Source organism: Spirosoma fluviale, assembly GCF_900230225.1.
In the GTDB taxonomy this organism is placed as follows: domain Bacteria; phylum Bacteroidota; class Bacteroidia; order Cytophagales; family Spirosomataceae; genus Spirosoma; species Spirosoma fluviale.
On the sequence record NZ_OCNH01000003.1, the window covers coordinates 1,018,427 to 1,043,057 of the forward strand.

The 24,631-nt window shown below is 48.3% G+C and carries 20 protein-coding genes; 1 reads left to right on the top strand and 19 read right to left on the bottom strand.

Translation table 11 applies throughout. The features are described 5' to 3' along the window. Position 1: 1 nt before the first annotated feature. The 17 genes from CRO74_RS20230 to CRO74_RS32425 form a co-directional block, all read right to left on the bottom strand. Positions 2-1,429, bottom strand: coding sequence for an MBOAT family O-acyltransferase (locus tag CRO74_RS20230; RefSeq protein WP_097128271.1), 1,428 nt, complete (start codon positions 1,427-1,429; stop codon positions 2-4). 41 nt (positions 1,430-1,470) lie between these two features. Then, positions 1,471-2,682, bottom strand: a complete 1,212-nt coding sequence (locus CRO74_RS20235; protein WP_097128274.1) for a glycosyltransferase family 2 protein — start codon at positions 2,680-2,682, stop codon at positions 1,471-1,473. Between the two features lie 264 nt (positions 2,683-2,946). Then, positions 2,947-4,140 (bottom strand): glycosyltransferase family 2 protein, encoded by a 1,194-nt coding sequence (locus CRO74_RS20240; protein WP_097128276.1) that lies wholly within the window; start codon positions 4,138-4,140, stop codon positions 2,947-2,949. A gap of 136 nt (positions 4,141-4,276) precedes the next feature. Then, a complete protein-coding gene (locus tag CRO74_RS20245) occupies positions 4,277-5,761 on the bottom strand; it encodes an O-antigen ligase family protein (protein ID WP_097128277.1) in 1,485 nt (494 codons plus the stop codon). Further along, the gene (locus CRO74_RS20250; protein WP_097128279.1) at positions 5,724-7,109 is read right to left on the bottom strand and encodes a lipopolysaccharide biosynthesis protein; all 1,386 of its coding nucleotides are present in this window, start codon (positions 7,107-7,109) and stop codon (positions 5,724-5,726) included. Before CRO74_RS20250 ends, CRO74_RS20245 begins: the two co-directional genes overlap by 38 nt. Before the next feature lie 3 nt (positions 7,110-7,112). Beyond that, positions 7,113-9,320, bottom strand: coding sequence for a GumC family protein (locus CRO74_RS20255; protein ID WP_144035955.1), 2,208 nt, complete (start codon positions 9,318-9,320; stop codon positions 7,113-7,115). A gap of 65 nt (positions 9,321-9,385) precedes the next feature. After that, entirely contained in the window at positions 9,386-10,165 is a 780-nt protein-coding gene (locus tag CRO74_RS20260) for a TolC family protein (protein ID WP_179830253.1), read from the bottom strand. A 48-nt stretch (positions 10,166-10,213) separates the two neighbouring features. After that, entirely contained in the window at positions 10,214-10,768 is a 555-nt protein-coding gene (locus CRO74_RS20265) for a PKD domain-containing protein (protein WP_097128284.1), read from the bottom strand. Positions 10,769-10,803: 35 nt separating this feature from the next. Beyond that, positions 10,804-11,442 (bottom strand): acyltransferase, encoded by a 639-nt coding sequence (locus CRO74_RS20270; RefSeq protein ID WP_097128285.1) that lies wholly within the window; start codon positions 11,440-11,442, stop codon positions 10,804-10,806. A gap of 37 nt (positions 11,443-11,479) precedes the next feature. Further along, positions 11,480-12,703: a glycosyltransferase gene (locus CRO74_RS20275; RefSeq protein WP_097128287.1), complete on the bottom strand. Its 1,224-nt coding sequence runs from the start codon at positions 12,701-12,703 to the stop codon at positions 11,480-11,482. A gap of 42 nt (positions 12,704-12,745) precedes the next feature. Further along, the gene (locus CRO74_RS20280) at positions 12,746-13,936 is read right to left on the bottom strand and encodes a glycosyltransferase family 2 protein (protein WP_097128289.1); all 1,191 of its coding nucleotides are present in this window, start codon (positions 13,934-13,936) and stop codon (positions 12,746-12,748) included. Next, positions 13,933-14,823: a glycosyltransferase family 2 protein gene (locus CRO74_RS20285; RefSeq protein ID WP_179830254.1), complete on the bottom strand. Its 891-nt coding sequence runs from the start codon at positions 14,821-14,823 to the stop codon at positions 13,933-13,935. The genes CRO74_RS20280 and CRO74_RS20285 overlap by 4 nt, the downstream gene beginning before the upstream one ends. Before the next feature lie 83 nt (positions 14,824-14,906). Next, positions 14,907-16,094 (bottom strand): sugar transferase, encoded by a 1,188-nt coding sequence (locus CRO74_RS31680; protein WP_097128293.1) that lies wholly within the window; start codon positions 16,092-16,094, stop codon positions 14,907-14,909. A gap of 46 nt (positions 16,095-16,140) precedes the next feature. After that, positions 16,141-16,620, bottom strand: a complete 480-nt coding sequence (locus tag CRO74_RS20295) for a response regulator (protein WP_097128295.1) — start codon at positions 16,618-16,620, stop codon at positions 16,141-16,143. Between the two features lie 63 nt (positions 16,621-16,683). Continuing rightward, positions 16,684-18,264 (bottom strand): T9SS type A sorting domain-containing protein, encoded by a 1,581-nt coding sequence (locus CRO74_RS20300; protein ID WP_097128297.1) that lies wholly within the window; start codon positions 18,262-18,264, stop codon positions 16,684-16,686. 217 nt (positions 18,265-18,481) lie between these two features. Beyond that, positions 18,482-18,679: a hypothetical protein gene (locus tag CRO74_RS20305; protein ID WP_097128298.1), complete on the bottom strand. Its 198-nt coding sequence runs from the start codon at positions 18,677-18,679 to the stop codon at positions 18,482-18,484. A gap of 549 nt (positions 18,680-19,228) precedes the next feature. Continuing rightward, the gene (locus CRO74_RS32425; RefSeq protein ID WP_097128300.1) at positions 19,229-19,552 is read right to left on the bottom strand and encodes a LytTR family DNA-binding domain-containing protein; all 324 of its coding nucleotides are present in this window, start codon (positions 19,550-19,552) and stop codon (positions 19,229-19,231) included. Between the two features lie 1,109 nt (positions 19,553-20,661). On the opposite strand from CRO74_RS32425, the gene CRO74_RS20315 reads away from it, so the two are divergent. Then, positions 20,662-21,534, top strand: a complete 873-nt coding sequence (locus CRO74_RS20315; RefSeq protein ID WP_097128301.1) for a CRISPR-associated endoribonuclease Cas6 — start codon at positions 20,662-20,664, stop codon at positions 21,532-21,534. 125 nt (positions 21,535-21,659) lie between these two features. On the opposite strand, the gene CRO74_RS20320 is transcribed toward CRO74_RS20315, so the two are convergent. Together CRO74_RS20320 and CRO74_RS20325 are read right to left on the bottom strand one after the other, a co-directional pair. Then, a complete protein-coding gene (locus CRO74_RS20320) occupies positions 21,660-23,282 on the bottom strand; it encodes an amidase (RefSeq protein ID WP_097128303.1) in 1,623 nt (540 codons plus the stop codon). A gap of 33 nt (positions 23,283-23,315) precedes the next feature. Then, positions 23,316-24,143, bottom strand: coding sequence for an SGNH/GDSL hydrolase family protein (locus tag CRO74_RS20325; protein WP_097128304.1), 828 nt, complete (start codon positions 24,141-24,143; stop codon positions 23,316-23,318). Positions 24,144-24,631 lie beyond the last annotated feature (488 nt).

Sequence of the window (24,631 nt, forward strand, 5' to 3'; positions counted from 1 at the left end):
GTTAAAACTGGAAGTAAATGAATGAATTCGCGCCGAAAGTGCCCATCAGGGCAATAATCCAGAATATACACGCGTAGGCAACGAGCCTTAGTACCGGACGACGAATTAACAGTTGAGCATAGTGTAACCGAAAATTCGTAACCTCAATCGTCAGTAAAATGGCAATCAGCAGTACGCCCTTTATGACGGTAAACTTGTTGATCACACTGGACCAGTTGAAGTCTTCGAACGAAAGTACGGTGTGGATCACCTGATCGGCAATGGCAAACGTTGGGCTGCGGAAGTAGATCCAGGCGAAACAGGTGAGCGAATAAACAAGCAGTATATCCAGGCCTTGCCGAACAACTACGGGCAGATGCAGCACCTGATAAAACCGACGGCCATAGGGCTGAATTAAGCGTTGAATGACTTGATAGGAGCCATGCAGAAAACCCCAGAACAGAAATGTCCAGTTTGCACCATGCCACAGCCCGCCAATGAGCATGGTGATCATCATGTTACGGTAGGTTTTGAGTTTGCCGCCCCGGTTACCACCCAACGGAATGTACAGGTAATCGCGTAGCCAGGATGACAGGGAGATGTGCCAGCGTGTCCAGAACTCGGTAAAGCTCCGGGAGAAATAGGGCGTTTTGAAGTTCTCGACGAACGTAAACCCAAGAATACGGGCCAGACCGATGGCAATATCCGAGTATCCCGAAAAATCGCAGTAAATCTGGAATGAATAGAAGATGATGCCCAGAAGTATGTGCAAAGACGATAAAGTAGCTGGTAATGAGAAACACTGCTCAACAAACGGAGCCAGTGAGTCGGCAATGGCCACCTTTTTAAAGAACCCCCACAACACCCGGGTGAGCCCCGACATAAACCGATCCCAATCCCAGCGTTTGTCGGCCTTAAACTGTGGCAGAAAATCCTTCGCCCGTACAATAGGTCCGGCTACCAGTTGAGGAAACAGGGAAACGAAAGCAGCAAAGCGAACCAGGTCGCGTTCGGGTTCAATTTCACGGCGGTAAATATCGACCGTGTAACTCATGGACTGGAAGGTGTAGAACGAAATTCCAATGGGTAAGAGTATTGTCAGCGTCGTATCGCTGGGGTGAAACCCAAACGCCTGCACCAATTGGCGAAATGAGTCGGCGAAGAAGTTGAAATACTTGAAAAAGCCAAGAAAGAGAAGATTGGCCGTCACGCTGAAATAAATCAGCCGTTTTCGATAGCGCTCACTGTCGGAGCCAGCCATCAGAATCCCCAGCGTATAATCCATGAGGGTTGTAAAGCCAATAAGCCCCAGAAAACGCCAATCCCACCAGCCATAGAATAAATAGCTGCCTATTAAACAAACCCATAACCGGGCCCTGCCTGTCAGCGAAAAGTAAATCAACAGGAAGACCGTAATAAATACCAGAAACGTTAAGCTATTAAAAACCATTGCAGTACGATTGATTGTAAAGACTCACTGAGAGGTAGATGCTAAGCCGCCCGGCGGACTTTCTCCCAGATCCCGTTGTCGTTGCCACGTCGGTAGCGAACATAGCCTAACAGGGCACAACCGTTCATGAAGGAGAAGTAATAAGGGACAAATAACATCTTGACTCGTATTTGGCGGTCTTCCAGGTAATATCCCAGAAGTGCTGCTGAGTAAAATCCAAGCTGAGCCACGAATAACCCCTGATAGACCGTGTCGGAGAGAAGGCCATTGCCCGGCAGCGCGAGTAACAAACCATTAAGAATAACAATGAGCGGCAGGCAAAACGGGGCTACTGCCCAGCGCATAACCCGGTGGGAGGTGTACTGAAAAGACAGCCAGCCGTAGCGGAATATATTGAGCAGTGGCTGTAAGCGGGAGATTGCCTGAAAACCACCGGCCGCAATACGTACTTTCCTTTTTTTCTCATCGCCAACCGAAAAAGAAGGCCGTTCCAACGCATAGGCATCCGGCTCATAGACTACCCGATAGCCCCTTTCGGCAATACGCAGCGAAATCACAAAATCATCGAGCAGGGTGTCTTTTTCAACCTGTTCGTACAACTCCGTTCGTACGGCAAATAATTCGCCGGCGGCACCTACTACACTGTAGAGTTCGGTGTCCAGGCGCTTCAGAAACGACTCATACTTCCAGTACAGCCCTTCTCCAGACCCAACAGCGGCTTCGCTGCTTAAGAGCTGGATTCGTTTTTCGCCTGCTACAGCACCTACATTGGGGTCGGCGAAGTGACGGATTATGTGCTTGATAGACGCTGAGTTGAGCGTTGTGTTAGCATCGGTAAAAATGACATAAGGCGCTTTGATCTGGTGCATAGCCCGATTAACTGCTTCAATTTTACCCAGTCGTTGACGGCCACCCATGACATGAACACGCGGGTTCGTGGTAGCATACTGTTCCACTAATTCCGTTGTCCCATCGGTTGAGCCCTCCGTCACGAAAAGGATATGAAGTTTATCGGGTGGATAGTCGAGTGCCAGTGAATTATTGACCTTTTCATCAATGCAGTCCCGTTCATTATAAGCGGGTACGACGAGCATCACCTCGGGTATAAATGAGCTATTGTTTGGTATGGAGCGTTTTCTGCCCATAAGCTTGCGCAGCTTGACAATCAGGTAGATCAGGAGTCCGTATCCCAGGTATGTGTAGAGTACGGCAAGTAGCATCAGTAGGAGGAACACTTCAATCAACAGTTTCATAAATCTGGTTTTAAAGGGTTAATAAAACCCACATTGAGCCATCGTATACCATTCAGGGTAACCGGGTCAGAGCTAGGTTTTTAATGTCGGCTTAGGGGGTATCCGGGCTATGTTTTGCCTGCTTAGTTGATTGAAAAATCAGCTAAGCAGGCTAGTTCGGGTGGTTAGATTGGCCGCCAGGATACTGGTTGTGTGGTTGAGTAAGTATCGTCATTGCCAGCAGGGGCAACGGTGCTTTTGAAAGTAAAGGTTCGCCATACAGTATTAAACAATAACCTCAGAGTCAGTACCATGAGTTGTGTGTAAAAAACGACCTCTCGCCTGACGGAAATTGATAACCGATCGAACAAAGCGAAAGAACAATATGGGTACCATGAGTAACTCATTGATGCCAATGAGCCTGCGTAAATAACCGGGTAGGGCAATGGTCAGCGTAATCAAAAAAAGCAGTAACTGAACGCCCATCAATTCGGCAAACCAGGTCTTGTGCAACAGCAGGCTGATTATCAGACTACAGGTGATTGTGCCCAACAGCAGAATTCGGGGTAAAGCAAGTGTCTGGATTGCCTTTTCAACGTAGTCGAAGTTTTGATTGACGCCCTCTCTGATGCCCTGGACAAGGTGCAACCGGGCCTGGTTAATCTGCGATTCTACCCAACGGGTACGCTGCCGTTCAAACATACCTGAGGTTTGCACCTTTTCGTCGAAGATGAATGCATTTTCCAGGTAGCCAATGGCTATTTTATTCTTCAGTAACCTCATTTCCAGGTCTTTGTCATACCCGCCAATCGTTTGGATCTGGCTCAGGTACTTTTTCAGGAGGGGTAACTCAAAGGCCATGCCTGATCCAATCAGGGTAGACGAGAAGCCAAAAGCCCGATGGCCCTTTCTGAAAATATGATTGTTCACCTCTTCGCTGATTGCGTCGAGAATGGCGACACTGGTGTTCAGGTTCTTGGCAATTCGGTGGCCCTGCACGGCCCGCCAGCCGCCTTCAAACGCAGCATTGATGCGGGTCAGAAAATCGGGTGCCATGTGGTTATCCGCATCGGCCACTACGGCAATATCGTAGCTCCCGACAGGGAAGTGCATCAAAGCGGCATTCAATGCTTTGCTAACCGAAGAGACCGCAAACGATACCTCCACCACTTTAATGGGCATCTCTTTCAGCTGGTTGATTGTATGTGGCTGGAATGAGTCGGCAATAACGACCAGATCGTACAGGTCGCTCGGGTAGTTCTGCTTCAGATTAGCTTTGACGGAGTCAATGATTACGGTATCCTCTTTATAAGCCGGAATCAATACCAGAATACGCCGGAAAGTTTTGGGGGGCGAGTCGATGGGAACATCGTCGGCGTGGCCAAAAAGCCCACCTACCGACCACAGGAGCAGGTTTAATGTGTTGGCTACTGTGTATCCGCCGATGAGTATAGCAAATAAGTTGAAAATAGCATTCATAGAAGATTCGGTACGCTTGGCGTGAATGTCGGGTGCTCAAAATGAAAAGGCTTGGTTCGACAGGTGCTTTTGTTAGCGGCCAATGAAGTTGTACAAACTGACTGAAGGTTAGTAAAAAAACACTGGAGCCAGTGGGTTACATTACCTGAGGGTGAAGCACCTGTTTCTTTTTTTGTTTTACGTATTCCCGGCTCACATGCGTTGAACATAACAGGACGATGGTGATCGACATGATTGAGTTGGTCGGAAACTGACCAAAAATGGGATTGCCATAACAGGCAACCAGGATGCCCGCGTAGCCACAAATAAGCGAAAGCAATAGTAACTTCAGATCAGGGGCATGGGTTGCCAGCTCGGGCCTTGTTGTATTATAGATGCCCAGGACCAGGAAGAATAACAACATGCCCAGGTGTATGACAAGGCCTACGATACCGTTTTCAATCCAGATTTTTACATACCAACTGTCGGGAGGGGTTCCGGCCAGGAAACTATTGGGAGTAAACCGTCGGGCCCAGTCTCCCGAACTGCCAATACCTCCGCCGAAAGGGCGCGTTGCCAGGTAATCAACCAGTTTTTTCTGATTATCCAGCCGAACCTGGAAGGAGTCGTTGTCGGGGTCAAGTGCGGTACGCATCCGTTCAATCTCATACAAACTACTGCCTATGGATGTGTATTTTAACATACCGAACAAAGAGCCACCGATCAGTACACCAATAATCAGGATGGCGAAGTTTCGGCGTAAGATAATATACACGGGCAGGCCTGCCAGAATCACAAACAACGCGCCCCGTGTGCCCGACACGGCAAATCCCCAAAACACGACCAGGCCAACGCCCAGATACAGAAGCTTTATTCGCAACACACGCTCATCCAGAAACCGTATTATGCAAAGTAGGGTAGCATAGGCCATTTCTGCACCAAACTGCCCGGCATCCGAGTAGAACGAAAAGCAGCGTAACTGGCCAAATAATACGTGTGTCACGCTGGCCCCTGCATCGAGCCACTGCTGTTCGCCGGCCGTCAGGCCGATATAGCGTTGTCTAAACGCCCAGATTGCCGCCACTACCGACCAGATCAGCCATATGGTGAATATTGTGTCGATGTCTTTTTTGCTCCGAATTAACAGCAGACCCAGAATGGTTATCTGGAACCAGTAGAGCGATTCGGCACGTACGGCAAAAAACCAGGCTCCCAGCACGGGTAACTCCGTATTGAATAATTGCAGAACGGTGTACAACGTCCAGAAAAGAATCAAATAGAACGCCGGGTTATGCAGGTTTTTCCAGTCGAACTGTTTGTAATTGATCAGAACACCAATCAGAAGCAAAAACAGCAGTCCATCGGCCAGCAGTCCATAGGGTGCTATGACCGGACTGAAGCGCTGTATGCCATTGACAATAAACGCATATTGTAAATAAATGAACAAACCCAGTTTAGGTTTATACAGGCAAAGAAGCACTACGGCCAGGGCCATCGGAATCAGCAGGATGATCGCGGCTCCTTTTAATTCTCGCTGGGCAATAATAAATCCAGTGCCAAGCGCCACTACTGCCCCTAAAAAGGCAAATAGGACGGTCTGGCGATCAACGGAAATTTTTAACTGTTGAACGTATCCATTCATGACGAAATCGGGTAATCAGGCTGACCAGTTCGGTCCACCCGGTTTGTATACAACCAGTTAATGTGATAGGCACATGGCGCTTCAGCAAGCGAAAGCCCAGCATCATACCCAGTGCGAACGTGAAAATTGAAACACCGGCCAAAGCCGTGGTTGATTTAAATACGAGTAAGGCGACTAAAGCTCCCCCTATCTGTATGCAGAGCATAAAGAGTACCTTGATCAGGTTGAACTGCGGTTTGCCGATGGCATCCAGGCCAACGCCGGAGTACCGGTCGAGGGGAAGCAGGGCACCATAAAGCATAAAACAGCGCATTAACGTGGCCCCATCGCGGTAATGTCCGCCACCCAGCAGCGTAACAAGGGGCTCGGCGAGCACAAATCCGGCTATCGATAAAGGCAGCATTACCAGCCAGAGCAAGCCCGCGCTTTGCTGAAAATAAGCCGCCAGTTCGCTGGCCTTTCCCTGCTGCTGTAGTTTTACCAGCCGTGGCATGGCGGTTACCACCACGCTTCGTATCGGCATGTCGAGGAGTTGAGTAAGCCGCTGTGGAATGGCATAGAGTGCAACCGCTTCCGGACCCAGTAGGGCACCCAGCAGCAGGGTGTCTGCACTGCGTTGTAAGTTGGAACCAACGAGCGTACCAATGGTGTACTTGCCAAAATGAAAGAGGGCGTTCCGCTGGGCCGATCTCCCCGCCGGAATGGAGCGCCACTGGCTCCACCCAATAAACAGAGCCCAAACACTGATTGCCCCGTTGGCAATGGCAAATAAACCGTACAGGCCCTTCGCCGGAAATAAATGAAACTGGTAACAGCCAACGATGAGCAACAGAAAAACCAGTTGCGTGAGTACCCGTATCCATTGCAAGGGCCTGAATTGAGACCGGGCGTGCAGAAACCAGGTGGCAATGTTGGCGGGTAACGATACCAGGCTGATAATCCAGAACCAAACGGCTGTTTCGGAGTTGCCTACCCAGTCGCTGAGCGTAGGGAAACAGTAGGTTAATCCAATCAGGAGCGGCCCAACAACCATCGTGATGAGTAAGCCAAGCTGCCAGACAGCACCTTCCCAGCGTTTCAGACTGGATGCATAGGTCCTGGACTCAACGCGCAGGTCGGCCGTGTACTGAATCATCCCGTTGAGCAACAAACCAGACCGGAGCGTGTCAAATAAGGTATAGGTAACCAAAAAGAGTACCCAGTTCCCAAATGCTTCACGAGGCATCCAGCGCGCCAGTAAGCCCGTTGTGCTGAGCGAGATAACGGCAGCCGTACCGTTGCCTAGTAATGATACGGCTGCATTTTTCCGCAAAAGTGTCTGGATCGCATTTAGTGTTTGGTTAACCATCTGTTAAACAGTTTGCTGAGTAGGAAGGTGTGTTGCCAGAGTATTGGGTTGCGGAACACCCGTTGCAACCACTACGGGGCCTTCTGCGGATGGACTGACTCTGATCAGGCTGGGGTGAACATGATTCAGAATCGACAGGATGGGGGACTTCGTCGCTTTGCGGTACAACTGATACAGATTCTGGTCGGTACTATTCCAGGTGATCCGGGCGCTGACGGCCATCAGCAGCAGATTACTCTGCGCTACCAGATGAGTTGCAATCGGGGTAATGCTCAGGTCGGGGAGTTCCAGCAGAATAATGTCGTACTGTTGTGAGTCGAACGGAGCGAGGTCACCAACTACCTGATCGACGGTTTTAGCGTAGGCAAAATTGCTGCGTACTTCGTACGAGATGGCGGTAACGTCGGGCGGCAAGTTGGTCATCTCGCTGAAGGCGTAGGGGGAGAGGAGGGCCACTCGTTTTCCGGCTACTGAATATTGCTCGGCCAACTGGCTGGCCAGCCAGGTTTTACCCTGTTTAGGCCGGGGGCTCCAGATGGAAATAAGTACGTACGAACGGTAATCTGACGTTGGGTACATGTCTACCTCAACTCTACTGCGCAGATTGTCAAGCATGTACTGTAACATGACGCGCGTTTTCTTGCTTCGGGTCTGTGCAGGAACCCTCGGGAATGAGGCCGCAACGGGCAGCTTTGTTACCTCTTCAAATCGGCCGGCGTCATAGATACGTCCATCCACGAGGTAACGAACCAGCAGCAACAGCAACGCCAGCACCAGACCAACGCCAAAGGCGGCACCAAGAATCATCCAGCGCTTGGAGGGCAGCGGGTGCAGTGGAAACTGAGGAGCATCGAGCAACTTGAGTGGGCCGGTCATTTCGGCGTTTTTCTGCCGGGTTTTGGCCTGGTTCAGAGCCGCCATGCTGCTCATGTAATCTTTTTCGGCAACGCTTACATCACGCTTGATCTGGGTAAGGGTCGATCCCAGAGGAGTGAACTTAGCCGCCATATCTTTGAAGTCGATCAGGCGTTTTTCGTAGGTGGTCAGCCGTGCTTTGGATTCTTCATATTGAATGAGCCGGTTAAGCCATTCATCCAGCAGGTGCATTTGGGGGAGCGACTCGGTGGAGTTTCCAGCCTTGTAATATTTTTGAGCCGTTACTCTCAGATCGTCGGTGAGCCGATTAACTTTTCCTGAAAGCTGCTCAATCGTTTCTTTGGGTCGGCCAGCCATTCGGGCCTGCGATAACTGGCTGGTTGCCGTGGTGAGTTCCTGGCGTTTGGTAAGCAGTTCATCGTTTACCGTGAGCGCGCTCATCCGGTCGTCAAGGCGTTTGCCCAGCGCATCCATAGAGGCTTTGGCCGCCTTTAACTTCATTAACTCTTCGTTGTACTGGCTTTGCAGAATGTCTTTGTTAAGGGCAATACTGCGGCTCTCTTCGTCGTAATTGATAATCTGGTTGTTTGCTTCAAATGCTTTCAGCCGTTGCTCGGCCTGTTGCAGCCGTTGAATGGCTTCCTGATTTCGGTTGTTGTAATAGCTAACAACCGGGCTTGTTTCGGATGTTTTAAAGCCCGCATACCGGTAACTGAAAACGTTGATTAGTTCCGTCAGCGTCGCATACGTTAACCCGGCATCGTCGGCCTGAAAAGACAGTTCGAGCATATCACTGTCTTTCTTCCGGATGGCTCTCAGTTGTTTGGCAATCTTGGCCGTTGCGTAGTCCGATGCGGGATTATTCAGCAGCTTTTTAATCGGGTTGTCGCTGGTTGTGTGGGCCATACTATCGAGACGTTGATAAACGATATGCTCGTTTCGGCTGGCAACCAGGCTGGCACGCAACGCTTCGGGAACGGCTTTGCGCAGCTCATTAAAGTTCCGGCGATCCATAATCATTGTATCGGGCGCTTCCAGCATCAGGTGGCGACTCAGGAGTCGGATAGACACTTGGGCCATTGTTTCACGCGATGAAATGGTTGAGAGCAGATTCTCGAAAGCGTTATCGACCGCTTCGTGGTCGACGCGGGCGTTCGATTCGTTCGACAGGATCGAATAACCGGAAGTAAGACCTGTATATAAGGTGGCGGTTGACTCGTAGACGCGGGGCTGGTTCTGGGTGAAATAGTATGCCGTACAAGCGGCAACAACTGGCATTAACAGTAGCCAGATAACATTTTGTCGAAGAAGGCGACTAACGATTTGAGAGTTCATAAATGGACTGACTGGTTTTGAGCGATTATAGAAGTGATTAATAGCCAGGGTGTTGTGAATGAAGCCTATTTGATCATCAACGTCCGGAGCGGGGTGCCAACAAGTGCTTCAAGATCATAGTAGTTGATCATGAAGTCGCCCCGTGCCCGTTCTGCATAGGCTTTGGCCTGCGTATAAATATTACTGATCTGAGACAGTTGACTGGGTTGTGCTTTGCCTTGCTGTAACTCAACCTCTGTGACCCGATAGGTAGTTAACCCTACCTGCTCATCGCGAACACGGGCATTCATGACGCGCTGGGCAACCAAAAGATCCTGGTAGATACGGATAAGCTCCCGTTTGAGAGCAAGGGCTATTACGGCTTTTTGTTGCTGGGTAACCTGATACTCAGCTTTAGCTTGCTGAATAAGGTTGTGCCGGCCAAATAGTGTGGATAAGGGCACCTGTACGTTAAATCCCCACCGGGTGCCATTACTTAACTGAAGCCCATCCGTTGGGTTAGTACCCGTTGCAACGAGTGTTTGATTGCCCTGTGCGTAGTTCGCATAAGGATAAATATAATCCAGAGCAGTTACTTTAGAGTAGCGGTAAGCCTCCAGTTTGCTGTTGGCCATAGCCCCCTGCACCTTCATCATGGGCGAGTATTGCAGGGCAATCTGATAAATCTCCTCAAAAGGGATCAACTGCTCGGTGATGTCTCTGTTTAAGTCAAAGTAGGCTGTGTCATTAACGACGATCTCACTCTTTACTTTGGCCGACTGAGCCAGGACGGGGAGACTGTTGCCTAAACTGAAAAATGTAAGCCACGTACATATTGTATAGGCCAGGGGCATGGAAATTTTCATCGGATTGTGTTTTCGGCTTCTGGTTTGACTACTTAGGAGATGCTTCATTTAATAAGTCAATGCTTTCTTCGTACACTGACCACCCACTACACTCACGACACCACTCCATTTTATTTCGCTGCTCCCTTCTTCGCGGGCAACGAACGGGTGGTCGCCTTCGGGTAAGTTGCTGGCCAATGCGCAACCTGTTGTGCCGCAGTAAGTAACGCCGTTGGGAAAGAAGTTGAAGATCGTTCCGACCCGTACATCTCTAATAAAGACGTTTACACTATTGGAGCCTTTGGGCATCCAGAACATAATGGAACCGCGAACGCCCGTTACGGACACAGGCTTGGTAACGGTGGTTGTTCCCCAGGGCCCCGTTGCTTCCAGTTTCACCTGATAGATGCCGTTTGTGGTATAGGCATGGTTTGCGTTCTTCTCTTTGCTGATTACCCCTTTGTCCCCAAAATCCCACATAAAACTCGTTGCGTTCATTGAGGTGGCCCTAAACTGAACAAAGCCTTTGCCATCATCGACGCTGGTGAAATCTACTTCTGGTGGGGGTAATTTGGGCTGACAACCTGTGAGGGCGATCAATAGAATAAATAGAATTTTTTTCATGCGATTTAGGGCCCACAGGGCGCTTTGGTGTTAGATTATGTGGGCATTCTTCGGGTGCCGTCTACTTTCAGCCATTCTTTTTGACTAAAATCATACTGCTTTATTACCCGTGCCGGATTACCCGCTACAATGCTATATGGGGGCACATCTTTGGTCACTACACTGCCTCCGGCCACCACGGAGTGCTTCCCAATTTTAACCCCTGCCGTGATCACCGAGTTGGCACCAATCCAGCATTCATCTTCCACAATAATGAGTTGGGTCGTAACGGGTTGTAAACGGATGGGTGTTGTAATGTCTTCGTATCCATGATTCAGACCCGACATCACAACATGTTGAGCCAGAATAACATGGGCGCCAATGTTTACCGGGCCAATAACGACGGACCCAATGCCTATCCGGCAGAAATTACCAATTCGTATATCACCTACGCCATTGTTGAGTACGCTGTAATCTTCAACCGTCGACTCGACACCTAACTCAAAGACCCGGAAAGGCAGTACATCGAGCCGCGCTGTACTGCGTATTATGGAGGTTCGGTGCCGGTCATGCACAAGTGGATTAACGAACCAGCTCACCCACCGACGGGGCCGTGCCTGCCCTCTCGGAATAAGCAGGTAGTGGACAAAACGTTTGAGTGTGGTGTTCTGCTTTATGATGTGGAGTGGTTTCATAGTTTACTAACTTATTGTTGCCTTCGGCAATGAAGGACTAATCCTGCTCGACGGGTGTAACATGTTCGGATAATTTAGCATCAAAGACCTGTTGCATGATGTCTTCAAACTCCTCGGCCCGGTGTACCCACGAGTTGGAGGCCGCCGTTTCGATAAACTCCTCAACCCGCTCGTCGCTTACTCCTGCCAGTGCTTCCTTAAGGGCGTCGACAAACGCAGCCGGTTCATTGGCAAAGTCAACCACCTGATCGAAGTCGTCCAGGATAGAGAACCGGGTAGAAACGACGGGGATGCCAGCGGCCAGATACTCGTTGATCTTCAGGGGGTAGATCGTATACGTGTGCTCATTGCAGGTGAATGGAATGATGCCCACATGCAAACGGGCCAGCAGAGGCACCAGCTCGGCAGGTGGTACGGGTTTGATAAACTCTACGTTAGGGTACCCCCCCAGCCGCTGGGTAACGACCTCGTCGGTGATGCGGCCAATGAACTGGAAGGTTACCTGAGGCAGGGCACGCAGGCAGTACTCCACCAGATCGAGGTCGATGCGGTTGTCGGACGTGCCGAGGTAGCCCACCGTAAGGCGGCTGCGGTCGGTGTTCAGGGCCAGTTGGCGTGCCTGGCTGAAGAGGTCATAGTTGGCTCCGTTCTTGACACAGAAGGCCCTGGGCTGAAGCCTGCTTTTAGCCGAGCGAAGGGTTACTGAGGTGGTCACTACGGCATCGACCTTAGGCAGGTATTCCTGCTCGCAGCGGCCGCCGTGCCGGGCAATCCACGACTCGATCGTTATCTCGTCAAAGCAGTAATAGATGGTCGCCTTCTCGTTGAGCTGTCCCAGCATAGGCAGTCCCCAAACGGGGTTGAAGGCGTTAACCACCAGCGGAGGCTGGGTGTCAATCTGGGGAATCACCTTGCGCAGGCTGTTAAGCATCCGCTTAACGTTCCATTTCATGACGCGGTCGTGCCATCGGTTAGGCATCCAGTTGACGGGCAGGCTGACGGGGGGCGTCCACAGGTAAAGCTGAGCACCGTTGGCCAGGGTCTTGCGGGTGAGGGGGTTGCGGAGTCGGATAGATTCCCGGAGAGGAACTTCCACGCGTCCCAGCAGGCCCATGATCCAGTCTTTAAGTGTGTACTGATAGTCAACAAACAGGACCTGATGCCGGGGAGCCAACTCAGTCATGAGTTGAACAATCGTCTTCTGAAAGACCCCTTCCCAGGATGTTTGACTTATGCAGATGATGAAGTTCCTGTCTTGCATGAGTAAAAAAATAAGTGAACGTGATTGTACCTAACTCGTTGTTTACCCTTCGTTAATGGCTGTACTGGTGGTGGTATGGGGCGTATTGATAAACTTTTTACCTGCTTCACCCAGCCGGGTTATGGATCGTAAAAAGCGGAAGAATAAACCGGGAACCTGCTTTATTTCCTGCCAGGTAATCAGGGACTTAAGGTCTTTGGGGGTGGCAACGTAAAAGGAAAGTAAGAGAACTATGAGCTGGCCTCCCGCCAGCATCAACAAGTTGGGCGCTCTCAATAGAAGTGCCGCAGCCGTGCCAATGGTAAGAAAGCCCAGCAGAATGACGCGGGGTAAAAACATGGTCTGGAAAACCTTGTCGAAATAATCCAGATTGCCTTTCAGTAATTGAATGATGCCTGAGGGTAAGTTACGGCGCAGGTACTTAAGCTGAGCGGCAATCCACCGGGCCCGTTGCCGCTCAAACACGGCTCCGCTTTGTACTTTCTCATCATAGCATAGAGCATCATCTATGTAATCGATCCGGTAGTGATCGTGGATGAGTCGCATTTCCAGTTCTTTATCGAAACCGCCGGTCGTGTCGATTTGCCCCATGTATTGTTTGAACAGGGTATAATCGAATGCCATACCAGAGCCCATCAAACTACCCGAAAGGCCAAGCGCCCGGTGACCACGGCGGAGTATGTAGGTATTGATTTCTTCACTCACTGCGTCCAGAATAGCGACGCTGGTATTGGTATTTTTGGCCACCCGGTGGCCTTGTACCGCTTTCCAGCCACCGTTGAAAGCGGCATTGATGTGGGTTAGGAAATCGGTCGCCATTACGTTGTCGGCGTCCAGAATGACAGCCACATCGTAGTTAGCGTTGAGCTTTTTCAGGGTGGCATTCAACGCCTTGGATTTCGTAGAAACGTCAAAGCTTACTTCAACGACAGTTATGGGCAGTTTGGCCAGCTTGTCGAGTGTATCTCTCCGTAGTGAATCGGCAATGACAATGACATCGTACGCATTGCCCGGATAATCCTGTTTGAGCGCCTGTTCTGCGGTGTCGACAATTACGGCGTCTTCTTTATAGGCTGGAATCAACACGGCCATCCGCTTGGCAACGGGATTTGAACTGACGGGAGGGGCCTGAAGTCGCCCGAACCGTCCAGCCATTGTGAAAACGAATAAATAAATCGTTTCGACAGCTGTGAAGAAGAAAAGTGTGGTCAGTAGGTTAGTAAGTAAATTCATAATAAAGAGGATTTCCGGGTTATGTTCCATAGTAGACCGCTCCAGAAAGCATTCAGGTAATCGAAGCGACGGGTTAACAAAAAAGACAGGGAGTTTTTAGGGATCGAAACCAGCGTGAAGAAGCTGAGAAACATCAGTTTTTGGGCGAGCGGGAAGTTCCGGCGCATGAAATACAGCCGGTTGCGAGTCAGGTAATACAGTTTTAAAGGACTGTACTTACCCGTTGAGACCGACTCTTTATGCCAGACTACGGATTCGGCCACATACCAGGTTGTGAATCCGTCGCGCTGGGCACGGGCGCACCAGTCGAATTCTTCGTAGTAAAGGAAGAATTCGACATTCATGAGCCCGCTGGTTTGCACCACCTCGCGCGAGATAAGCATGGCGGCTCCGTGGATGAAAGGCGTCGGCTGGGTTTTGTCGAACTGCCCCTGATCAACTTGTCGGTTGCCCACAAAAAAGCTTCGGCCGGTATAGGGATTCATTTTGCCCGAACCCGCATACTGGATCAGGTTGTCTTCGTGAAAGAATTTTATTTTGGGGCTGGCCATGCCCGCATTAGGCTGCGTTTCGAGGCAGTTGACCAGGGGTTGTAAAAAATCGGGTGCCACTTCAGTATCATTATTCAGAAAAAGCAGATACTTCCCGTTGCAATGGTCTATCGCCAGATTGTTGCCACCGGCGAATCCCAGATTTTTTTTACTTTTTATGAAGTGAACACCTGGGAATTCACTGGCCAGCGAGTCGACACCCCGATTGGGACTGCCATTGTCAACCACAAACACTTCCGTATTTGGATAGTCGATCCGCTCAAGTGATTTGAGCAACTGGCCAGTCACCTCGGGCTGATCGTAGTTAACCGTAATGATGGATACTAAAGGTTGCATAGCGTCAAACAGATTCATACGCTGACTTTTCAACGAAATGAGTGAGTAGGTGTAGATAAGCCGCGAAGGCCGCCGAAGCCTGGTTATACATTTTCCTGCTGAAATACGGCCGTTACTGTCCGGAGCATGATGGTCATATCCGTCCGGAATGAGAACTTCTCGGCGTACTGAATATCAAGCTGAATCCGTTCATGGTCTGACATAACTCCCTTCGATTTTCCCCGCTTGGTAACCTGCCAAAGACCTGTTAGCCCGGCGGGTGCCGCAAAGCGCTGTACGTGGCCGGATGTGGTAAGCCGTTCGGCCTCATAAATTGGTAATGGACGGTTACCTACCAGCGACATGTCTCCCCGAATAATATTGAACAGCTGAGGGAGTTCATCAATGCTCGTGTTGCGCAGAAAAGCGCCGATTGGCGTAACCCGAGGGTCATTCCGAAACTTACTGAACATGGCCTTCGCCTTTTTGGCGTTGACGTACTCCCGCTCGCAGATGAGCTGCTCTTTCAGGAAAAGGGGCTGTTGGCAGGGGATTCCGGCCCGCGTACAGTTTTCACATCGGGAATTATCGGTTGGTGCCGTTTCGGCCGTGTTATAGATATTGTGCGCAGACATGTCGGCGATTAGCTTGTCTGCATTGGGGCGCATACTGCGAAACTTATACATATCAAAGACCTTATAATCTTTGCCCACTCGTTTGGAGCTGTAGAAGACAGGGCCGGGGTGGTCAATAAATACCAGTATTGCGGCTACGAGTAATACGGGCGAAAGGGCAATTAAAACAGCCAGTGAAACGGATATGTCGAGCACTCGTTTCCAGATGGGTATTGTCAATTCGGGTAGGTCGACAGTTTCCCAGCGCGCGGCAGAATGCAGATACGCTGCTTTTTGAATCAGGTAGTCAACCCGCAGGTTGAGCTTGTCGATGTCTGATACAATGGAGAATACATCCAGAGCTACCAGCCGACGAGCCTTTTCCTGTAGTTGCGTGGTTATTGTTTTCGTGATCAGAATAACTGGTGGTGTGGGCACAATCTTCTCTGAGCGTAGCTTTTCTAATACTGAAAGTCCGCCCACGTCAACATTGGCGATTATCAAATCTGCTCTGTTGCCGACTTGAATCCAGCTCCAGGCCATTTCTGCACTGGTAAAGCAGATGATGGTTGCCTGCGGGCTGAATGTTTCAATAAAAGAAGCCGGAATGGCCGTGTCTGAATCCAGGTAAACGATCAGGAACTTACTCTTCGTTAGCGAAATTCCGTACGTTTTCATTGCAATGGGGTGAAGTGAGTAAAGTAGGCGCGGTAGTCAGAGTAGGCTAGCTGGCAGATGGTAAGATCCACTGAGGAGTCGTTGTCAGTCGTTCCGGGAAATGCTTAACGGGCGTCTTGTCAATGGTCGAGCGACGCAGAACAGCCCGAACTTTTGCTTTTACTTCCAGCGGATTGAAGGGCTTAACCAAATAGCCATCGGCCCCGCTCTCCAGGCATTCGATGCGCGTGTTACTATCATCACTGTCCGACAGAACAATAATGGGCAAATGACTCAGTAATGTACTCTCTCTAATGAGCCGGATGAGTTTACGACCGTCCAGCTGGTCCATTTTCAGCTCAGTGATAATGAGTGCCGGCGAGTTACCCTGTTCGAGCCAGTGCATAGCTTCCATACCATTCGAGACGTACTTAATGGTAAATTCGGACTGGAGGGTTTGGCGGAGAATACCTGCGATAAAACGATCTTCATCGACAAGTAAAATGGTCGAAGAAGCCGTTGCCAGAGAGGAGAAGTTATAGTTCATTTTCTACAGGTTGATTGAATGTTAGTGATTGGATTTCAGAGAGTCAGTTGGTGAGGTAGGTCGTCATCGTTTAATGAATCGTTTTGATACGGAACCAGAAGCTGTTTCGACTTTTAAGACATACAAGCCAGCCGCCAATGACTTCACAGACAGGTTGATACTCGTAGTTGGTTCAGAATCAAACAGAAGCACTTCCCTGCCGGTAGTGGAGTACACTTTTACCTGCTGAATTGCCTCAGGCGACCAGAGTGAGAGCTGGTCGTCGCAGGGGGAGGGATAGACGGTTATGAGCTGGTCGTTGACGGGGTAGTATTCGTAAGCACCAATGTCAATTTGCCGACCTATTGGGCGACGGTTGTTATCCAAATCCATACTGATCTGACTACCCGTGCGGCTAAGGCCGGAATCAATCAATTTTGAGGTACCCTTCAGGCGGAAATTGCCTTCGGCGGGATTGATGAACCCGATCGAATCAATATCCGACGTCATGAAGTTGCCGGCCACCTCGGCGGGAACGTCCTGTGCCATCGTAATGTAGCGACGCCCTTTTCCAACCCTGGCAATGATGTTGTTGATGACCAGGTTCCTGTTGGTTTCGTTGTATAATTTGATGGCTTCCTCGCCGGTATTGATGAGGGTGTTGTTGGCAAAGAGGATGGGCGTATTGGCTTCTGTACCAGGCCGGTTGTCGCAAAAGATCGCATTGATAGTACTGTTCACGATCAGGTTGTTGTATATCCGCATGTTACCGCCATTGCCAATGACGATCAGGCCTACTGCTGGTGAATTGGAAATCTGATTGTTGTAAAAGCTGCCGCCTACCCCACCGCCGAGTTGTACGCCATTATTTTGAAAAGAGGCAAACGGCTTAAGACCAGTGTTTCTAACAATGTTGTGATGAACAACTGCATCGGGTGCTGCAGCATATTGAAGACCCTCTGTACCCGTTCTTTCGATCAGATTGTGGTGAATTTCAAGGCCATAGATACTATGAGGATAGATGAGCTTTGGTTGATTTCCACAGGCCATTTTGTAGCCTTCGTTCCAGAAAGAGCTGCCAATGTAGATGCCTTCGCTGTCTGTATCGTGAATGTAATTGTGGTGTACTTTCACATTCCGTATAGCCAGGTTTTCACGCCAGGTAGTGGAATCACAAGTGGGGTCTGTCTTGACCATAATACCGGCAAAGCCAGAACCGGCAATTTCAACATGATCGATCTCACAGTCGGAGCTTTTGTTCTCTACCCGAACTGCCTGACCACCCGTACCGGTTTTTTCTACCAATATGCCGTACTCAAGATCAGGCGATCCGGAGCCGGATAGAATGAAGTTCTTGGAAAAGTAGAATTGTATACCCGCCGGAGACTTGTCTGCACTGACGATCACTTTCCCCCCATTATTCGTAAACCGTATTGGCTTTTCCGCTGTACCTGCAAAATCACTGAAGTGCAAATTAGTGTACGTGCCAGCCTGTATACATACCGTTTGTCCGGGACGAATGCCCAGGGTGCCATTTTTATAGAGTCCACTCTTTGTTATTGTATAATCACATGTATAAGTGGTGCTAGTCTGTGCGCACACGATGGTTCGTAGGCACACAGTAAAAATCACCGATATAATGTAAGTAAATACTAGTGGCTTCATGCAGATTTATTGATTTAACAGGGCTATTCGAGTAAGTTCCTTTGCCGAAAATCGTGTGACTTAGTTGCGAAATCTACTCAGCGTAATTGGGTAGTTATTCAAAAGATGAATACTAAAATTGAACATGATTAATCTGTTTTTTTATGTATTTCAGATTAATGGATATTTATTATTCGGTTGAGCTGAATCAAATTTTTTCAATAAGATCTATGTGATTTTACTGAAATCTATTGGCTTTGTAGTCTTCTGTTCGAATGCTTGATTTTGCAAGTTTGAAGGGTAATTTTTGTTGAAAAACAGCCCACTTTACCAGTTCTTTGAACTCTTGTATATCTGAAGTTTTCGGAGTAGATAAAGGTAGGATGACCGAAAAAACAGGCTTTATAAAAGCAAATTTCATGCTGGTATATTTCATAGTGTTTTGTGGAGTTGAAGTTTTTTTTGGTTTACCTACCAATTAATAAATAATCGTTAATGGTCAGTATACCTGATATTCATCCGCCTAATTAATGAACGGTTTAACCGTGCTATCAAAATAAGATAACCTCACTGTAGCGCTGTTTGTACCAACTTTATAAAGCGTAACATTCGTTGTCGTTGTGTCAAAAAAACGGTAGAGTGTTATTATTGACACAATGCCTAACCTCTTACTTTTCAAACGGTCATCTAAGCCTGTAATTGATCAAAGAATTGGTTGTTTAGGAGGCCAAGCCAGATCCACCAGAGTCAAATCGGGAGTCGTTTCAGGAGACCAGCAGGGCGTTAGGGAGGAGGAGGAAAATCAACTGCCTTCACGACTACTTGTCTTACCCCTTCGGCCTTCAAGCGTGGATTTCTAAGCTGACTCACGTTTTATTCTTTGACAGAACCTATGAAAATCAACTAGTTAAATTATTGTCAGCTTGTTCTTGACAGCCCTTCCCTTATTTTGGATCGGGCGCATGGATGACTATCCGATAAGGGATCAGGGCTTTGGAAGGTTTAATTTCGTGGCTGTCTGAACGATCCGTTTACGTGAAACGGAGAGAACTTGGCCGCTGCTTAGTTTAACCCAATAGTCCTGATATCCTCTGCTGGTAAGCTCCTGGACGTACACTGGATTTATTAAACTTGATTTATGAATGCGTACAAAGTCGGGTAGTTTGTTCGCAATATATTTCAGTGTATAAGGAATTGATTGGTATTTTCCATCCTGCAAATGCATACGGGTGTAGTTTCCATCGCCCTCTAACCAAATGATTGAATTAGTCGGCATTAAAAAGAGAAGTTTTGGATAAGCTGTCATCATAATGTGAATATAAAAGAGGTTGTAAAAAGTAGTCAATAACTAAAAAGTTATCTGGTTGAAAAGAAATTTTTGGTTAAACTGCCTGTTAATCTTGGTTAGAAAAATGCAAGCTTATTTTCTAGCCTATTGTCTCCACTAATAAGCCTCCCACCAATGTGTCAATGTTGTTAATAACTCAACTGAGTTGATTTGTCAAATTTGATTGCATCCATCATCTTTTGATAGTTGAATCTGATAAAACTTGTTTACTGCGTTGGACGATTCAATGATAGAGCAATTCATAACGACACACAATAAATTAACTGAATTTTGATTCTAAGATTTTATCAAAATACCTTACTTTAACATAGTGTACATACCTGTTTAGGTATTGGTACAACGTGTTTACGGTATTTGCAGATAATAAATAGTCGAGTTTAGATTTTTTCCCTTGTCAATCATGCATTAATATTCAACTTAAAATTGCTTTTGTACAAAATTTAGGCTTTGTACATTTAAGTTGTTAATACGTATAGTAATTCAAAGGGGTTTCGACCAATATTATAGTAGATTTTCATCTCAGAAAAGGTGTTGCCGAACCTTATGAGTGTTTTTATTGTTTTGGCAATTTTTACAGCCTGTGCCAAGTAATTGCTTATTCATTTTGCTTCATTTGGTATTGATGATGTTTAGACTGCAAAGTCTTTGCTTTATGAATGGCTAACTTTGGTTTATTTCGTGAATGGTATGTTGCTAAAATCCTATAAAATAGATAGGGAGTTTATGTATTGACTATCAAAGAGATTTATCTAGTACTTTTATTAAGAAAACTTTAATTTAACTTCTATATAATATACAAATTGTTGATGAATGATTATAAGTCTAGTCTTAATTAGATGCATAGTATATATTTATTAATTGGCGTATATGAGCATGCTAGTTTTATATATAATTACCTGTATTAAATAGATAAATGGAGGAAATAAGTTAATTAGTGATGTTTTGTGCCATAAGTACGATTTGTTAGACCCCTTGGATTGATGTATGTGCATCATTAACAAGGCAAAAAATCTATTACCGTATAGTAAATTTGAGTATTTATCATACCGTTCGGTCATTAAAGGAGCTTTATGCAATTTAAACTTACTCTCCGCCCTGCCAGCGCGAAAACACTTGTACCTTTTAATTACGCATATAGATTAAGTGGATTTATATATTCGGTTTTAACTGAAGCTGATGCCCGGTACGCTCGTTTTTTACATGAGGAGGGCTACCCCCTAACCAGCACGCGACGGTTCAAACTCTTTACGTTTTCAGATTTGATCATGCCGCGTATCGTTGTCGATGTTAAGGCAGGCGGGATGTGGGTTAATTCGCCTTATATCGAATGGGTCGTTAGCTTTTATATGGATACAGCGGCCCAGCACTTTTTAATGGGCCTCTTTCAGGATCAGCGGTGTGTGATTGTGTCGACGCCACGCGGGGCGAATCCGCGCCAAGCGACTCCGTGCCAGGCAGAGTTCATCATCGACCGCATAGAGGCCGTCCCGGTACGGATTGTCAGTCAAAGGGTTCAACTCCGTACGTTGTCGCCCGTGGTTATTGCGCTCAAAGATGAGCGTGGTATGGATCAGTATTTACATCCCGCCCATGAACAGTTCGGGCCATTGCTTGTCGCTAATTTGTGGGCAAAATACGGTAGTACTCAGGTAAACAAACCGGTAACCGTACTACCTGGCCATAACCCGCCTGACGGAGTGCTGAGTTATCGATTGTTGCCCAATCCAGACGGAAAGGCTGTCAGCAAAGACAGGACAACACAGCCTAAGTCAAGGTTACTCACCATAAAAGAAGGCTCGCGGGCGCAGACTCAGTTACGTGGGTACTATGACTTTATGTTTGAATTGGAGGGGCCACCCGAACTGCTGGAACTGGCCGTACTGGCGGGGGTAGGACGCTATAACGCAGAGGGCTGCGGCTGCGTTAGTGTAATTGAGACATAAACTCGTCCATGCTATGCTAATACGTCGTGACGACCGGAAACAGCATGGACGAGTTCTAAAGCGCGTTTATCAGGCGTTTAGCGGTAGTGAGCAGGCTCTTGCCCCTTGTTCGTTATTGATCGCAATCAAGCCGGAACCAATGACTTCGTGAAGGGTGGGCGTATGCGTTTCTTCGAAGCCTGTTCATAGGCGTAGCCTATGGTTAGCAGTGCCCCTTCCTGATAGGCACTGGCAATGAACGAAAGACCAACCGGTAAACCATGTACCATACCCATTGGGACGGTAATATGTGGATACCCTGCCATAGCTGCCGGTGGACAGAAATAAAAGCCCGTGTCATAGTCCCCGTTTATCAGGTCGATACAGCCTGCAAAGCCTATGCTGGTGCCGCAGATAGCATCCAGTTTAGCGGAGGTCATTAATTTGTCGATCAACTGGCGGGATGTTCGGGTCTTGGCCAGCGCATCCGTGTATTCCTTACTGGTCAATGCGCCTTTGGCCTCACTGCTTTCGAGCGTCTCCTGCTTGAAGAAAGGCATGGCTTTAGCCTCATTTTTTCGATTAAAGGCGATCACCTCCGCCAGCGATTTAACGCCTGCATTGGCCGATGCCAGGTACTGGTTTACGCCATCCTTAAATTCGTATTGAAGTACCGTAAACTCCGCTCCACCAATGGGATTGAGCTGGTTGAGAAGCTCAACCTCAACAATAACTGCTCCCTGCCTTTTCAATACGTCAATCGCTTGCCTGAACAGGCCAACAACACCTTCGTGACCCTTCAGAAACGATTTTTCTACCCCAATGCGTTTACCCGACAAACCATCGTCCTTTAAAAAGGGGGTGTAATCGGTTATAGCTTTGCCCTGGCTTTCGGCCGTAACGGCATCGGTTGGATCAATACCAGCCATGATACCCAGCAAAATGGCGGCATCCGTTACCGTGCGGGTCATGGGTCCGGCGGTGTCCTGCGTCTTCGAGATGGGAATGATACCGCTGCGGCTCACCAGCCCTACGGTTGGCTTAATCCCGACAACGCCACAAAACGAGGCAGGAGCAATAACGGAACCATCCGTTTCGGTACCTACGGCCACGGCGCATAAATTAGCCGATACGGCCGCGCCTGAACCCGAGCTGGAGCCGCAAGGACTGCGGTCCAGCACAAAGGGGTTGCGGGTTTGCCCACCCCGGCTGCTCCAGCCGCTGCTCGACCGGGTCGAGCGAAAGTTAGCCCATTCACTGAGGTTTGTTTTACCAAGAATAACCGCCCCGGCGTCGCGCAGCTTTTTGGCGACAAAGGCATCTTTTGCCGCTTTATGGCCCTCCAGCGCCAGAGCACCGGCAGTTGTCATCATCTGGTCGCCGGTGTCGATATTATCTTTTAGTAGGATCGGAATACCATGAAGCGGCCCCCGTAGTTTGCCCGCTTTCCGCTCCTGATCCATAGTGTTGGCGATCGATAGGGCGTCGGGGTTTAGTTCGATAACGGAATTGAGGCCCGGCCCTTGCTTATCAATAGCCTGAATACGGTCCAGGTAGAGCTGGGTAATGGCCGCCGACGAGTACTGGCCCGACTCCATTTTTTGCTGAAGTTCGGTGATCGTTGCTTCATTCAGGTCAAAATCGTCGGTAAACGCTGCGGTGTCATTCTCCTTTGCTGTCTGTTTAGGCGACGAGCAGGCCGCTACGGTAAGTGTACTGGCAGATAGGGTAACCGCCGAACTGTTCTTAATAAAGCTCCGTCTGTTCATGAAGTTGGGTTGTGGTAAAAAATAGGGGTATGGCTAACGATATTGTTTAATGATCTTAACCAGCTTATGGCTAATTAGAGAATAGCCCGCATCGGATGGGTGAAGACCATCGTACGTTTTGTCAATAGCCTCCATCGGATACGGATACTCGTCGGTTTCCGGGTTAAATGGTACGTCGATGAATTTCGGATAGGGGTAATTAGTGTACACACCTGTTTTTGGGTCTTTCAGTCGTTTGTATTTAACTAGTTTCTTCGCGTCTAAACCGCGCATGTGGTAAAGATCAACAACGGGGAGGTGTTCGTAGCGACCAATGGAATCAATGGCATTGGCAAACGACTCAAGTAGTTGACCGTTTTTGGGTTTGTACGAGCCGTACGCGTTGTTCTTGAAATTGGTCAGGTAGACAAAGTCCACCCGCTGCATGGGGGTAATCAGGATGATCGGAGCCTGTGGGTTGAGTGTGCGGAGTTTGTTGATAATGATTCGAAAGGAGCCATATACCGTAGCATTGCCAGTGTTGCGCTCATAATCGGCCAGGGTGCCCAAAGGTCGGCCGGCCCACCAGTCATTCGTGCCCAAAAAGACCGAATAGAGATCGGCTTTGACCAAGCCCAGTGTTTCGATCGAAGACGCAATCCGGCCCGCTGTCCACCCATTATGCCCCTGGTTCGTATACTGTATGTAGGGCAACTGCTCTTTCACACGGGTCATGTAACCTTTAGTGATCCGGTTGCCCGTTTCGTCCAGATGCTCGTTTAAATAGGTGATCGAATCGCCAATGGCTACCCAGGAAATCTCTTTATGGGTGAATGAACTCGTCAGAAAGACCAGAGCCAGGATAAGAAAGTACTTGTTCATCGTCGGTACTGGGCAGCCTTCATACAGGATTGCCCTGGAAAAGGGTAGGGTTAAATCAATGTTTTGTAAAACCACGCACTGTTGTAATGGATCGTGTTTCGAAAAATAAACCGATTTCTTTCAGAAAGCACTTTGCCAATGCATTATTACCGTAAGCGACTCAGGCGGGTCTAATGCACGCCAGCCATTTGGCCTTTTATAAGTGAGCAGTTATTTACAACACGTACGTTGTCTATTGACATTTACTATATCATACATAAATAAAAAAATCGTAATTTAAGAATCATAATGTATGAGTATATATACTCTAAAAGCATATCTTACAATATCGTTTTTGAGCCTCTTGTACCACCTCGATTCCCGCATCAATTTAAACGAATCCAGGCCAGAATCTCAATTACCACAAGTAGTCATATTTCTTCTATAGTTGACTAGAGGGCTCGTCTAACTTAATAGGGTATAAAAGGAATAGACTGTACAAGGAAATT

What these genes read in the sequence shown, in the direction of transcription:
- CRO74_RS20230 (WP_097128271.1), bottom strand. Translation starts at nt 1,429, where the DNA reads ATGGTTTTTAATAGCTTAACGTTTCTGGTATTTATTACGGTCTTCCTG.
- CRO74_RS20235 (WP_097128274.1), bottom strand. Translation starts at nt 2,682, where the DNA reads ATGAAACTGTTGATTGAAGTGTTCCTCCTACTGATGCTACTTGCCGTA.
- CRO74_RS20240 (WP_097128276.1), bottom strand. Translation starts at nt 4,140, where the DNA reads ATGAATGCTATTTTCAACTTATTTGCTATACTCATCGGCGGATACACA.
- CRO74_RS20245 (WP_097128277.1), bottom strand. Translation starts at nt 5,761, where the DNA reads ATGAATGGATACGTTCAACAGTTAAAAATTTCCGTTGATCGCCAGACC.
- CRO74_RS20250 (WP_097128279.1), bottom strand. Translation starts at nt 7,109, where the DNA reads ATGGTTAACCAAACACTAAATGCGATCCAGACACTTTTGCGGAAAAAT.
- CRO74_RS20255 (WP_144035955.1), bottom strand. Translation starts at nt 9,320, where the DNA reads ATGAACTCTCAAATCGTTAGTCGCCTTCTTCGACAAAATGTTATCTGG.
- CRO74_RS20260 (WP_179830253.1), bottom strand. Translation starts at nt 10,165, where the DNA reads ATGAAAATTTCCATGCCCCTGGCCTATACAATATGTACGTGGCTTACA.
- CRO74_RS20265 (WP_097128284.1), bottom strand. Translation starts at nt 10,768, where the DNA reads ATGAAAAAAATTCTATTTATTCTATTGATCGCCCTCACAGGTTGTCAG.
- CRO74_RS20270 (WP_097128285.1), bottom strand. Translation starts at nt 11,442, where the DNA reads ATGAAACCACTCCACATCATAAAGCAGAACACCACACTCAAACGTTTT.
- CRO74_RS20275 (WP_097128287.1), bottom strand. Translation starts at nt 12,703, where the DNA reads ATGCAAGACAGGAACTTCATCATCTGCATAAGTCAAACATCCTGGGAA.
- CRO74_RS20280 (WP_097128289.1), bottom strand. Translation starts at nt 13,936, where the DNA reads ATGAATTTACTTACTAACCTACTGACCACACTTTTCTTCTTCACAGCT.
- CRO74_RS20285 (WP_179830254.1), bottom strand. Translation starts at nt 14,823, where the DNA reads ATGCAACCTTTAGTATCCATCATTACGGTTAACTACGATCAGCCCGAG.
- CRO74_RS31680 (WP_097128293.1), bottom strand. Translation starts at nt 16,094, where the DNA reads ATGAAAACGTACGGAATTTCGCTAACGAAGAGTAAGTTCCTGATCGTT.
- CRO74_RS20295 (WP_097128295.1), bottom strand. Translation starts at nt 16,620, where the DNA reads ATGAACTATAACTTCTCCTCTCTGGCAACGGCTTCTTCGACCATTTTA.
- CRO74_RS20300 (WP_097128297.1), bottom strand. Translation starts at nt 18,264, where the DNA reads ATGAAGCCACTAGTATTTACTTACATTATATCGGTGATTTTTACTGTG.
- CRO74_RS20305 (WP_097128298.1), bottom strand. Translation starts at nt 18,679, where the DNA reads ATGAAATATACCAGCATGAAATTTGCTTTTATAAAGCCTGTTTTTTCG.
- CRO74_RS32425 (WP_097128300.1), bottom strand. Translation starts at nt 19,552, where the DNA reads ATGATGACAGCTTATCCAAAACTTCTCTTTTTAATGCCGACTAATTCA.
- CRO74_RS20315 (WP_097128301.1), top strand. Translation starts at nt 20,662, where the DNA reads ATGCAATTTAAACTTACTCTCCGCCCTGCCAGCGCGAAAACACTTGTA.
- CRO74_RS20320 (WP_097128303.1), bottom strand. Translation starts at nt 23,282, where the DNA reads ATGAACAGACGGAGCTTTATTAAGAACAGTTCGGCGGTTACCCTATCT.
- CRO74_RS20325 (WP_097128304.1), bottom strand. Translation starts at nt 24,143, where the DNA reads ATGAACAAGTACTTTCTTATCCTGGCTCTGGTCTTTCTGACGAGTTCA.